Annotated in this window: 8 protein-coding genes; 4 read left to right on the top strand and 4 right to left on the bottom strand. The window is 36.5% G+C overall.

Features of this window, described 5'->3' with window-relative positions:
• Position 1: 1 nt before the first annotated feature.
• The 3 genes from AC3HD6_RS16690 to AC3HD6_RS16680 are packed head-to-tail and all read right to left on the bottom strand — an operon-like array spanning position 2 to position 5,908.
• Positions 2-1,426, bottom strand: coding sequence for a glycoside hydrolase family 30 protein (locus AC3HD6_RS16690; RefSeq protein WP_488897358.1), 1,425 nt, complete (start codon positions 1,424-1,426; stop codon positions 2-4).
• A 1-nt stretch (position 1,427) separates the two neighbouring features.
• A complete protein-coding gene (locus tag AC3HD6_RS16685; protein WP_488897357.1) occupies positions 1,428-2,981 on the bottom strand; it encodes a RagB/SusD family nutrient uptake outer membrane protein in 1,554 nt (517 codons plus the stop codon).
• Positions 2,982-2,992: 11 nt separating this feature from the next.
• Positions 2,993-5,908 (bottom strand): SusC/RagA family TonB-linked outer membrane protein, encoded by a 2,916-nt coding sequence (locus tag AC3HD6_RS16680; RefSeq protein ID WP_488897356.1) that lies wholly within the window; start codon positions 5,906-5,908, stop codon positions 2,993-2,995.
• 178 nt (positions 5,909-6,086) lie between these two features.
• Here AC3HD6_RS16680 and AC3HD6_RS16675 point away from each other — a divergent pair, with 178 nt between their 5' ends.
• From AC3HD6_RS16675 to AC3HD6_RS16660, 4 genes are all read left to right on the top strand, one after another.
• Positions 6,087-7,280, top strand: a complete 1,194-nt coding sequence (locus AC3HD6_RS16675; RefSeq protein ID WP_488897355.1) for an MFS transporter — start codon at positions 6,087-6,089, stop codon at positions 7,278-7,280.
• A gap of 16 nt (positions 7,281-7,296) precedes the next feature.
• On the top strand, positions 7,297-8,085 hold the full coding sequence (locus AC3HD6_RS16670; protein WP_068943039.1) for an NUDIX hydrolase: 789 nt from the start codon (positions 7,297-7,299) through the stop codon (positions 8,083-8,085).
• A 128-nt stretch (positions 8,086-8,213) separates the two neighbouring features.
• On the top strand, positions 8,214-9,392 hold the full coding sequence (locus AC3HD6_RS16665; RefSeq protein ID WP_488897354.1) for an acyl-CoA dehydrogenase family protein: 1,179 nt from the start codon (positions 8,214-8,216) through the stop codon (positions 9,390-9,392).
• 160 nt (positions 9,393-9,552) lie between these two features.
• Complete coding sequence (locus AC3HD6_RS16660) at positions 9,553-11,508, top strand: T9SS type A sorting domain-containing protein (RefSeq protein ID WP_488897353.1); 1,956 nt, start codon at positions 9,553-9,555, stop codon at positions 11,506-11,508.
• A gap of 202 nt (positions 11,509-11,710) precedes the next feature.
• Here AC3HD6_RS16660 and AC3HD6_RS16655 read toward each other — a convergent pair whose 3' ends face one another.
• Positions 11,711-14,071 (bottom strand): patatin-like phospholipase family protein, encoded by a 2,361-nt coding sequence (locus tag AC3HD6_RS16655; RefSeq protein WP_488897352.1) that lies wholly within the window; start codon positions 14,069-14,071, stop codon positions 11,711-11,713.
• Positions 14,072-14,186 lie beyond the last annotated feature (115 nt).

Here is a 14,186-nt window from a genome sequence, read left to right as displayed (position 1 = left end):
ATTAAAAAATGTAAGTAGCGGCAGATTGCTCAGGAATGTTTACTGCAGCGATCTTTCCGGCAAATTTAATATTAAAATTTTCATTTTCTTTACTATCGTTCTGAACAATCAAGACTGTTTTTCCATTGGGAGTTTTGAATGCTGCAGTCGATAATTTTTTTGTCTGAGTGGAAGCAATACGTTGAGATCCTGCAGGTACAAACTTAGAGGCATGTGCTACAATATAATAGGCAACATTTCTGTTGAAGTTCTCACTGTCTGCAATGGTTATTGCTCCTTTACATTCCGTACACCCGCCTTCTGTATGAGGACCATATTTTGAATCATTGGCAAGATTCCATTCCAAAGCAATTTTACTCCAGTTTCTCATGGATCCGATGATTACATTCTTCATATGCCAGTTCAGATCTTCATTGAAAGTTCCTTTTGAACCTGTCCACTGTTCAGTAAAATAGAGATTCTTATCAGGAAAGGCATTATGCACTGTACTTAATGCTGAAATATCACCTTCATATAAATGAAAAGCGGAACCATCAATATATTGATAGGCTTCAGGATCTTTTAAAATATCAAGAGCATACTCAGGTTTGTTACAATTATGATCGTATACAACAATCTTTGTTTTGACATTATTTGCTTTAAAAACAGGTCCTAAATATCCCTTAATAAAATCTCTCTGTTTTTCTGATGGCATATACAAACTCGGATTATTTCCCGGGTGTAAAGGTTCATTCTGAGGAGTGATAGCATCAATAGTAATTCCTTCATTATGCATTTCCTGGATATACTTTACAAAGTAGCGGGCATAGGTTTCGTAAAACTCTGGTTTTAAACTTCCGCCTTTTGTTTTTCCATTATCTTTCATCCAAACAGGCGCTGACCACGGAGCAGCAATAATTTTAATCTTAGGATTGATGGCTAAAATTTCTTTCAGCATAGCAATCAGAGTCTTGTCTTTTGCAAGGCTGAATTTAGACAGAGAAATATCCGTCTGTCCTTCCGGAAGATCATCATAGGAAAAAACATCTCCATCAAGATCTGAAGCACCAATGCTTAGTCTCAGATAGCTTATAGAAATAGAATTTTTATCCTTTCCAAAAAGTTCATTCAGTAAAGCTTTTCTTTTTGCAGAAGACAAACGGTTAATAACCTCAACACTCCCTCCTGTCAATGTATATCCAAAACCATCAACATATTGAAACTTTTGAGTATCATCAATTTCAATATTCTGAAGATTATTAGATGTATTTACAAATCTAATCGGGGTCTGAAGCTGCAACAGTCCACTTTCATCTCCTTTGGTAAGCCAGTAATGCACTTCATTTCCTTTATTCTGAGTAACTGAGGTACACGATAAAGGAAAAAGTACCACACCGCAAAGCAGTGCAGTACCTTTAAAGAAACTATATAAGTTGTGAAACTCCATATTAATAGCCGGGGTTTTGATGCAACGCTGTATTTGGCAATTCATTAAAAGGAATGGGTAAAATTTCATTTTTACCTGCTTTAAATCCTTTGAATGCAAGCTTTGTAGGAGCATCTCCCCATCTTACAAGATCAAACCATCGGTGTCCCTCACCAGCAAGCTCTCTCCTTCTTTCATCTTTGATGGCTTGAATAGAAACAGGAACTGACCCTAAACCAACTCTTGCTCTTACTGCATCCAACAAAGCCTGAGCTCTTGCTCCTGCTCCGCCTAAAGCCTCTGCCTCCATAAGATAGGTATCAGCTAATCTTATAGCCACATAATTTTGTCTGAAGTTGAGTTCCGCAGCTCCGGGAAGTGAACTTTTCAAATCATTGGTAGGTAAATATTTATTTAAAAAATATCCGGTATCCGAAAATGCAGGGCTATAAGTAACTTTATCCTGTGCTAACAAGGGTTTCATATTAAAGATAGTTGCATTCATTCGCGGGTCATCCTGCATAAAATTATACAAGTCTTCAGTCACTGTATTAAATGCCCACCCCGGATATAAATCAGGAGCATCATTATCTTTAATTTTTGTGTTAATGGAATAAGAACGAGGCCCCAACATTGCATTGATTGAGTTTCCTTCATCTTTTCCCTGACCCCAGAAGCCCCAGTCAGAGTTGCCCTTATTAGTATGCATAACTTCCAGAATAGATTCCGTTGAAAACTTATAAGGATCTACTGTTTCCGGCCCTACTTTAAATAAATCTCCATAGTTTGCTACCAATTTGTACCCATATTGGCTGACACCTCCCGGTGTACCATTCACCTGTTCAAATTGTGCTGCTGCTTCCGGCATTTTCTTATCATAAAGATATATCTTTCCTAATATTGCCCTGGCTGTTCCTTGTGTAATTCTTCCTTTATCATTACCTGTAGCTGTTAGCATCAGATCTGGAAGTGCAGCAATGATATCGTTTTCTATCTGTGTATATACTTCACCAGGTTTTGCCTGTGGGATATTCCAATAATCATCATCAAATTTTACACTCTTAAGAACCAAAGGAATATTTCCAAACATTCTTACCAATTCAAAGTAGTATAAAGATCTTAAAACCCTTGCTTCGGCACTGTATCTTTTCTTGAGGGCTTCATCCATATTCGCTCCAGGTACTCTTTCCATTAAAAGATTAGCACGTGCTATACCCTGATAATAATCTCTCCAATAGCTTGCTGGCATTGTGTTAGGGTTTAGTGAATAATTATTGATTCCCTGGATACCTGCACCATCATTAGAATTTCCGCCTCCGGAATAAAAATCATCAGATCCAGCATTAAAAAAGGTAACTGTATTCTCAAACCCCCCGGAATATTTTCTTAAAATATCATATACAGAAACCAAAGCACTAAATGACTGCCTCTCATTTTGAAAATAGGTCTCTGTTTTAAAAGCTCCTGAATTCTGTACCTCATCCAGATAAGAACCACTGCATGCAATATTGCTAAAACCCAGACCTGCAAAAAAAGTAACAGCAAGCCCTTTATATATAAAACTTTTATTTTTCATGTTATTATGTATTAAAATTGAATATTTGCCCCAAGTAAGAATGTTCTTGCCTGCGGATAGTAAGCTCTGTCAACTCCTATAATATCCTGTTCAGAATTATTTCTTCCGGCAATTTCCGGATCATATCCAGTATATTTTGTAAAGGTGAAAAGGTTTTCTCCAGTAATATATAATCTCACCTTACTCATTCCAAATCGGCTGGTAACGTCTTGAGGAAGCGTATATCCCAACTGAATAATTTTTATACGTACATAATCTCCTTTCTGAAGGTAATAGTTAGACATCCATGAATAATTATGGTTGGGATCATCCCTGGTAACTCTCGGACTTGTATTAGTAGAACCTTCTCCGGTCCATCGGTCTAAAATCTTTGTCTGATAATTCGCATCAAGAATATCCAATCTTCTTAATCCCTGGAAAATTTTATTACCAGCCTGCCCCTGTGCAAACACCATAAAATCAAAATTTTTATAATTCATGTTAACAGTAAGCCCAAAGGTATATTTTGGAATAGAACTTCCTAAATTCACTTTGTCTTCCTCATCAATTTTACCATCACCATTATTATCCTGCCAGATAAAATCTCCTGGTTTAGCATTAGGCAACAGCTTCCCACCATTAGCATTTACATAAGCATCAATTTGAGCCTGATTCTGGAACACTCCACTATAAGTCTGTCCGTAAAAAGATCCGTAAGGTTGTCCTACGGCTACTCTTGAGACTGCTCCCATTGTCTGGAAAGAAGCTAAGTTGAAATAATCAATATCATTCTCTAATCGCAAAACTTTATTTTTGATTGTTGCAAAATTTCCGTTTACAGATATACTGAAGTCTTCCCAATTCTTTTTATATCCCAGCTCAAGTTCCAATCCTGAGTTTTCCATATCCCCTACGTTTGACCAAGGTAAATTAGGAACTCCAACATAACCGGGAATATTGATCTGTCTTAAGATATCAGTCGTTTTTTTCTTATACCAGTCTGCGGTAAGAGTGAAATTATTGAAGAGCTTAAGGTCTGCAGCAATATTCAGCTGGCTCGTTTGTTCCCATTTCAGGTTTGGATTTTCCAAGGTGCTCGGAGCATATCCTATAATGATATTATTTCCTGAATTAGTATAGTTACTTCCTGAAACCATAAAACTTGCAAATCTAAAGTTCTCCATTTCATCATTTCCTAAAACACCATACCCTCCTCTTAGTTTCAAGCTATTAATCACCTTATTTTCTGGCCAAAAATCTTCTTTATGAGCGTTCCATCCTAAAGACATGGATGGGAAAGTTCCCCAATGCTGGTTTGTTGCAAATTTTGAAGACCCATCTCTACGAACGGTTCCTGTAAATAAATATTTATCAGCATAATCATAAATAATTCTACCAAAATAAGAAGCTTTACGGGTTTGAATCCCATCCCATCCTTTGGCTGTAATATCATCCTGAGGAATATCAAAGTTAAAAGAAGCATCCTGCCAGCTATCGATAGGTAAATTACTGTAGGTTAAGCTTGCTCCGCCTGAAACGTTATATCGATATACCCCTTGTCCTATCAAAATGCTTAAGTTGTGATCACCAAATTTATTCTGATATGTCAATGTATTTTCCATGCTCCATTCAAACTTATTTTCATCCACTTTATTCAGACTATTAAAACCTGTATTTCTGTAGTTGGGGCTTAAATAATATTTAGGAGTAAAAGTACGGCTTCCCCAATACGATTTCTTCCCATTTAAACTTGACTTGAAAGTAAAATGATCAAGAAACTTAAGCTCTGCAAAAACATTTCCTACAAAATCATCAGACCAATTGTAATTCCCTTGCTGAATAGTACGAAAAGCTCTTGGATTCGTCATTTCGTTGTTTACATATCGCGAAATCCCGTACGGATTGCCATTTGGGTCCCGAATAATATATGGATCTGTATATCCACTTGGATCTACCTTAGACCAATCTGTGACCACTTCCGGAGTGATAGGATCTAGGTTAACCGCCGAAGCTAAAGGTCCGCCATATTCTTCGTTAGCACTTACTCCCTGAGATTTAGTATGGGTATAAGCAAAGGTTTGTCCCAAAGTTAAATAGTTTGTAACCTTATGAGTGGAATTGAATCTTGCATTGATTCTTTTATAGTAAGAAATATCAGTCATTACAATACCCGTCTGATCAAAATATCCAAACGATGTATAATAACTTGATTTATCATTACCTCCAGTGATACTTATCTCATGAGATGATTTTTCTCCTGTTCCAAAAATAGTATCCTGCCAGTTTGTTCCTTTTCCAAGTGATTCAGGATTAGTAAAACGTGGGGCCTTCCCATCATTTACAAAACCTTCATTAATAATTTTTGCATACTGAGTAGCATCCAAAAGATCCAATTTTTTAGATGCATTTGAAAAACCATAAAATCCATTATAAGAAAGAACCAGTTTTCCTTTTTTTCCCTTTTTGGTAGTAACCAGAATTACTCCTTTTGCAGCAGAAACTCCATAGATTGCAGACGATGCTCCGTCCTTCAGTACTTCAATACTTTCTATATCAGACTGATTAAGCCATCCAATGTTATCTACGACAATTCCATCTACCACCCATAGCGGACTATTACTTCCGGCTCCAAAACTGGTAATACCACGGACCCGGACCGTTGCAGCAGCACCTGGTTGCCCGGAATTGGTAACAACAGAAACCCCTGCAGCCCTTCCCTGCAACACCTGTTCCGGCTTACCGGTTGGGATGTTTTCTATGTCACTCGCTTTAATACTTGCGATAGCTCCAGTTACATTAGACTTCTTCTGAGTTCCGTAACCAATGACTACAATCTCATCTATTTTATTCTCTTTAGAAAGCGTGTCCTTTTTTGTCTGGCCACTGAAGTTAGCCGTAAAATAGAGGACGGCGATCACTCCTAAATTTCTTGATATTCTTACATTCATATACAGCTATTTGTTTTAATTCTCAAATTGAGACAATAAAAATATATTTTTTTTCAATTAATTAACATTAGATTAACAAATATTTTAAAATTTCGTTTATTATTCAGGGTTAAAAGCCATATCTTCGCATCAATTATTCACAAAAAGCTATAAAAATTCAATAAAGTTAACTCCCAAAATGACCACTAAGCTTTCCAAAATTTCTCTCCCTTTAAAATTGACCTTTCTCATTTTTTCAATGGTTCTAAACTGTATGGGTCTTATTATCCTTCAGCTTGCAGATACCAATATTACGTATGGAGAGCTTGGATTTTTGGAATCTTTTAAAGATCTTCCTATTGCATTTATCTCTCTGTTTGCAGTAAGCTTTATCAATAAAACAGGATCAAAAAGAGCATTGATTGCTGCATTGGCTATCGTAGGATTTTGTTCTTGTCTCCTTCCCTTTATAGAAGAATTTTGGTTTTATAAAGTATGGTTTGCCATTATCGGAGCCTGTTTTGCAATCGGAAAAATATGTGTCTTCGGAATCATCAGGAATAATATTTCTGATGAAAAATCATTGGCTAAAACAATGAACAGTGTGGAAGCTTCCTTTATGATAGGAATCTTTGTAGTCAATACAGGCTTTGGATGGCTGATCTCCAGCCCGTATTCCGAATTCTGGAGATTTGGATTTCTGTTGATTGCTGTATTATCTGCCATCACCATATTCTTACTTTCAAAAATAGAAATTACAGAGTCTAAACCCTCCGAAAGCAAAGGTATTTTCACTGAACTTTCAGGATTTACAACCCCAGTAGTTGCTTTATTCCTTGCGGTAATCTTCTTTATTGTCTTTGTAGAACAGGGGTTTAATTCATGGCTGCCTTCTTTTTATAAGAATCACCTGAAGGTCAATTCATTTTTTGCTCTCCAGGCCACCTCTTTTTTATCACTTTTCTCCTATGCAGGAAGAACGGTCACAGCCAATATCATCCGTAGATTTTCTTTACCAAAATATTACATTACATGTATATCATTAATTATAGCCTTATTACTTGTCATCTTAGGAATTCAGTATTTTGATTCTGAAGATTCCAGAATGATTCTCTTTCTGTTTCCAGTGATAGGATTATTTCTGTCGCCGCTCTATCCGGTTGTCAATTCAAAAATGATTGCTTTGGTAGATAAAGAAAAGATCAATCTGTTTACCTCTCTTATTGTTATTTTCTCTTCTCTGGGAAGTTCCGTGAGTTCCATTATTATGGCCATACTCTTTGGAAAGCAGCTATTAAACTTTTATCCATTATATATTTTATGCTCTATAATTCTTCTTTTTGTGATTAGTTTGATATATTTTAACGTCTCAAAAAGAAAATATAGAAAATAGTTTTATTTTTACAACCATGAAAATCAAAGACACAAAAAGTAAAGAAACACTTCAGGAACTGATCGACACCAAGGATTTTGTTGCTCATATTTCTGTAGACTGTACGATATTCGGATTTCACAATAACATTCTGAAAGTATTGTTATTGAAATATCACGATCTGGATCTGTGGTCACTCCCGGGTGGTTTTGTTTTCAATGATGAGGATCTTAGGGAAGCAGCAGAACGGGTTTTATACGAACGAACCCATCTTAAAGATTTATTTTTAAAACAATTCCATACATTCGGAAGAATTGACCGTACAGAAAATAATGTACATCAGATCCTTCTAAGAAATAAAGGGATTGAAGTCCCTGCTGATCACTGGATTTTTCAGAGGTTTATTACAGTAGGATACTGCAGTCTCATCGATTTTTCACTCACGAATACTTTTCCGGATGCTTTTAACGAAAGCTGCGAATGGTTTGAAGTGAATAATCTTCCCAAAATGGCATTTGACCATGACAGAATTATAGAAACCGGACTGGAATATCTTCGAATGAATATCAACACTGAAGTGGCCGCAAGTAATCTTCTTCCTGAGAAATTTACGATGAAGGACCTTCAGGCTCTTTATGAAACCATTTTGGGACAAAAATTCAGAAGAAATAACTTCCAGCGAAAAATACTAAGCCTCAATATTCTTGACAGATTAGAAAAACTATATGACGGTTCTGCTAACAAAGCTCCATACCTCTATAAATTTAAAACTGAAGTGCATAATTCCACCAATCAGTACCCTATCTCCAATGATGAGGAAGCTTAAAATGTGAATTTTATCCCTTAAACAGGAAAAAACCACATTATCTGTTTGAAAACCAGCATTTAGATAAGTTTTCAAAAAAATTTCTCAAACACCACGAAAAATGTTATTTTTAACAAAATCAAAAAATCATGTCATATTATCCTCTTACAAGCATTCCTGATTACTATGGAATTGATGCTTTACTTACTGAAGAACACAAACTGATCCGCCAATCTATCAGGGATTGGGTTGAAAGTTTTGTAATGCCGCAGATTGATCAGGCAGCTCAAAATCATACAGATCTTCCAGGTCTTATGAGAGAACTAGGAAAAATTGGAGCATTAGGTCCATATATTCCTGTGGAGTATGGTGGTTCTGGATTAGATCAGATTTCTTATGGTCTTATCATGCAGGAATTGGAAAGAGGAGATTCTGCAGTACGTTCTGCTGCTTCAGTACAGAGCTCTTTGGTAATGTTCCCCATTAATGAGTTCGGTTCCGAAGAACAGAAAAAGAAATATCTTCCAAAGCTTGCTGCTGGGGAAATGATTGGTTCTTTTGGATTAACTGAACCTAACCATGGTTCTGATCCTGGTTCTATGGAAACTTATTTTAAAGATATGGGAGACCATTATCTTTTGAATGGGGCTAAAATGTGGATCACCAACTCTCCTCTTTGCGACATCGCTGTAGTATGGGCAAAGAATGAAGAAGGAAAAGTACAGGGATTAATTGTTGAAAGAGGAATGGAAGGATTCACTACTCCGGAGACACACAATAAATGGAGCTTAAGAGCTTCTAAAACAGGAGAATTAGTATTCAACGATGTAAAAGTACCGAAAGAGAATTTACTTCCGGGAGTTACAGGATTGAAAGGCCCTCTATCTTGCTTGAACTCTGCCAGATATGGAATTTCTTGGGGGGTAATTGGTGCTGCTATCGACTGCCACTGCACTGCGGTTCAGTACTCTAAAGAAAGAAAGCAGTTTGGTAAACCAATCGGTTCTTACCAGCTTCAGCAGAAAAAATTAGCTGAATTCTTAACAGAGATTACAAAAGCTCAGTTATTATGTCTTCAGTTAGGAAACCTTAAAAATGCTCATAAGGCAACTCCGGCACAAATTTCAATGGCTAAACGTAACAACGTAAAAATGGCGATTGACATTGCAAGAGAATCAAGACAGATCCTTGGAGGAATGGGAATCATGGGTGAATTCCCAATGATGAGACATGCTGCCAATCTGGAGTCTGTAATTACGTATGAAGGAACTCACGATGTTCATTTGTTAATCACCGGTTTAGATATTACAGGTATCAACGCTTTCTAAGGAAAGGAAAATATAGAATTAAGAGTCTGGTCTTTGGATCAGACTCTTTTATTTTACTCACCTTTCAGAGAATTTAATATTCAATGAATAGTTATTAATGTCTGAATATTTTTGTGAATTTACTAAAGTTATTACCTTGACAGTAGTAAAAATTCACGATATGAAGAAAATCACAACTTTTTTGATAGGACTTACAGCTCCATTCTATCTTGCCCAGCAGGCTGGTGATCTGGTAAGCGCCGAAAAGAAATTGGATTTAACACCCCAGGGAGTTGTTAATTTCATTGCCAACAATCTTGGCGAACAAAATGCCCCTGACTTTGTAAGCTATCTCAATGGTTTCAATGTTGGTCTAAAAGGCTATAAAATAACCTATTACACCAAAAACGAGAACAATATTCTTGTCAAAGCAACAGGACTCCTGATGTATCCTAATGTCAATATGAAGCTTTCCACCGTAGTTTCTGACCACGGAACTACCGACAGCAGGCACAATGTTCCTTCTAATTTTAAAGGAACTTTAACCGCCGGATTTGTCGTTGAACTTTCTTATGTACTCAACGGTTACATTTTAATGGCTCCCGATTACGTAGGAATGGGAGACGGAGATGGCGTACATCCGTATGTAGACTATGTTACTGAGTCCGGAGCTACTATTGATTTTGTTACTGCAGCCAATAAAGCATTAGCTCAATTGGGTGTGAAACGCTATGATGAATATTTCTTAGCAGGTTATTCACAAGGTGCTCACGCCGCAATGTCAACTCTAAAAAGACTGAATGTATCCAATCCCGGCAACCTGAAGTTTAAATATGCCTATATGGGAGACGGACCTTATGATATGTCAGAAACCACTTTAAAGAAAGGTGTTCTGGAAAAAGATATTTATCCGTTTAGCTCTTTCCTGGCTAATGTTCTTCACAGCTGCAACAATACAGGATACAAAACATATACTAATGATATTTCGGAAGTTATTTCCGCAGAATATCTGGACAAATACAATTATCATGTGGTTCAGGACAATGGCGGTTTACTATGGGGACCATTTATATGGAGAAAGCTGTTCACCACCAATTTTGTGAATGATGTCACCAATAACCCGAATCATAAATTCAGACAATGCCTGAAGCCTAAAGACGTGTACGACTGGTATAACAAAACCCCTATGACTCTGGGGCATTCTACCGTTGATCTTGCCATTCCGCCAGAAAACACATCCAAAACCATTGATGTACAACGCGGTTATTATGCCTGGTGGGATTTGAATAAATATAAATTAGATTCCTTCTACTGGGGACCCATCGGTCACGTAGGTGGTATTGTTCCATTTGTTTTGGCTTCCAATGCCAAATTCAATACCTTAAGAAGCGGCGGACTTTTCAATCAATGGGCTGCAGTGGGATCTATTTTTGGAAAACAGGCAACTGTACCTTCATCAGAAACACCTACTCTGTTTTCTTCTCAGATAAAACCTGAACTGGGAAATATGCAGTTGATTGAAATCATTGATTTTAATAAAGAAAAAGCAAGCAGCAGATCCGCAATTGATCGAAACTTATCTTCTTTAAAAGATGGTGTATATCTGTTAAAAGTATCGGAAAGTGAGCAGGAAAAAATGCTTCCTTACATTAAAAACACTCCTGTAGAAGTAGCAGAAAATGAAATCATACAATCCGAAAACAATGCTATTCTAAAGGTAAAGATCAATGAGGATGAGCTTTCAGCAGTTCATATTTTCGATGAAAATAAAAATCTGGTTAAAACCATTTCTAAAGATCTGTATCAGGAAAATGGAGGAATCAATTTACAGGAACTGGATCCTCAGAAATACACATTCGAAGTAGTTACATCCTATTATAACCTACAGTTCAGCAAGAATCTTGGAAACAGCAGATTGGAAAACAGTACAGACATCTTTGCTCAGAATAAACAGATCAGAGCCAGAGCTAACCATAACATTAAAGATATCAGCATATACAGTATTTCCGGAGCTTTGATTCATCAGCAGGAAGTGAATTCACAGCAATTCGAATCAAGAAACATGGAACCTGGAGTTTATGTTGTGCAGATGATTCTTTCCAATGGGAAAACAATCAATAAAAAAGTTAAACTATAGCATCAATCCTTTTTATATATCATTTTCAAGTTAATTTTGGCACTCCAGCAATGGGGTGCTTTTTTATTTTTAAATTAGGAAGATGGAAAAAGGAACATGGAAATCAACACTACTAACTTCTCCAAGTCTTATAATTTTGATTTAATGAGATAAAGAGCTTTTATTATCAGAAATAACTTCCCTATTCCAGCGTCCGTACTCTTTAAAATTTAAATCCAATACTCAAATAGATTCTTGAAAAATCAAGCTGATTATTTCTGGAAATATTAAGATTAATAGGACCTATAAGAGATTCATATCCTAGGTTGACCCCGTACCCAAACATCTCAAAACTATCATTGAAAGGAGACAGTTCTTCACTCACTTTTCCATAGCTGAATGAAGGTGTCACATACAATCTCTTCATAATTCTATACTGAAATGACACTCCTGCTTTAGCTACAGAATTCATTGGCAGCTCTTTCTGACGAAGTCCGTTAAACTCAGGATTTAGCATATCATAATTATACTCGCTGCCCCCTAAATTATATTTTTGATTTAGGAAAAAATAAGGTACAGTATCTTCTCTGTAAGCTCCAAAGCTTGTTCCCAAAAACAGATTAACCTTGGCTGCCAGTCTTCTTGTAATAGGGTAAGTAAAATTTTCGTTCAGGGTAAAAGACACAAGATTCTTAGGAGCAAAATAACCCGGCTCCTGAGGATTTAAAATCGGATATAACTGAGGCTGTACCACTTGCAGATCATACAAATTATATTGATCTCCAAAATACAGCCTTGTGCTTACCTGAAGGTGATTTCCACGGGTAGAAAAGTATCTTTTATTCAGATTGTTCTGCTCAAACTTTAAAAATGCATTAAAATTACTGTGATTGTAGAGTTTTTTACTAAAATTATCAGTCTTCGCCTGGTCTATCTTATCTAGCAAAGTGTACATTCTTTCAGTACTGAACTCTGTTCCCAGAGAAATAAAAGCATTAGGATTAATATTATAATTTAAAGCTACTTTCCCTGTAATATTTCTGTACATGTGGTTAGGGAATTTTGTAGTATAATCATCATACCCAAATGTTCTGAAAGTTAAATCATTACTTTTAAGGTGAACCATTTTCGCTTCAAGATCAATCCACCAATGATCCCCGCTTCCAAGGAAACGCTGATAGGCTAATCTTGCTTTAAAACGCTCTGAAATATCAATGGTAGCCAGAAACCTTGATCTGTTAGCCAAGATATTCCTATAAGTATAATTAACAATAATCCCAACGGATTGTTCTGTATCATAGTGAAGCGCCAATTTAAAAGCACCTTTTTTAGCTTTTTTTACAAAAATATTCATCACAAGACCATCTCCTTCATTGGTGTAGGTATAATACACTTTTTCGTATTGGCGCATTCCGAACACTCTGTCTATGGCCTCATTAACAGTTCTTACATCATAGTACTTTCCTTCTGTCAGCCCTAACTCTTTTTTAATCACTGCAATTTCCACATTATCAGTAAGCGGAGTTCCATTTTCTTCGTTGAAAGTAAATTTTGTAGTAGGCAGCTTTACTTCTTCAATTTTCTCATGCTCATACTTGATTCCCAATTTTTTCTGAGCCTCTGCCAAAGCTATAAATTCAGGAAGGTGTTTTCTTGCTTCTATTTCCCCTATTTTAATGATCTTTCTGAACTTCGCGAAGTCTTTTGTGGTAATATCCCCCAAAGGGTCTACAAAGTCTACCAGAATGTTGGATAAGGCTTTCTGATGTTTAAAATCTTCTACAGAACGGATGGCATGTGTCTGGTAGATCATTTTCATAGGATTTTCAATCTCTTTTTTGGTAAAAAGCCTGAAACCTGTATAGCCACCAATAACGAAATCTGCTCCCATCTGGCGAACTTCATTGGCCGGATAATTCCGGTCTAATCCACCATCTACTAAAAGCTTTCCATCAATATAAACTGGTGCAAAAGCAGCAGGAATAGCCAAAGTAGAGCGAATGGCCAATGGAAGAGACCCTTTTTTCTGCATAATTAATCCTCCGTTTTCAATATCTGAAGAAGTAAGCTCTACCGGAATCCTCAGTTTACTGAAATCATTAATATGTTTTGCATTAAAGGTCAATGTATTCAAAACCTCGCCCATATATTGCCCTTCAATGTACGAGCTGGGAAGTGTCGGAACTCCTTTTACTACAGGAAATTCCAGAATATATTTATCATATTCATCTTTTTCACTGATATTCACTTTGCTGTAAGGAACTTTATTGCTCAGAATCCTATTCCAATCTACTTTATAGATCGTTTTCTTCAATTCATCAGCATTATATCCCATTGCATACAAACCGCCCAAAATACCACCCATACTTGTTCCTGTGATATAATCTACCTTAATCCCAAGAGAATCAATCATTTTCAGAATACCGATGTGGGCAAATCCCTTGGCACCACCTCCACTCAGGGCCAAACCAAACTTTGTATCCTTCGTTACATTTTGTAATCTGATACTCAGAGAATCGTTAATCTGTTGGGATTTAAAGAAAAGAGAAAGAATGATGGTTCCCAAAATCAGGAGTTTTTTCATGAGACAACCCGTTTTTATGTGTATAAAAATTTACGGTAAATATACAATTATACCCTACATGCGGACAAGAAAATCTCCTATTTCCCTATTGAATAGAAATTTAAGAAAAATTATT

Source organism: Chryseobacterium sp. II3a (assembly GCF_057815135.1).
This window is presented reverse-complemented; position numbering and strand designations above follow the sequence as displayed.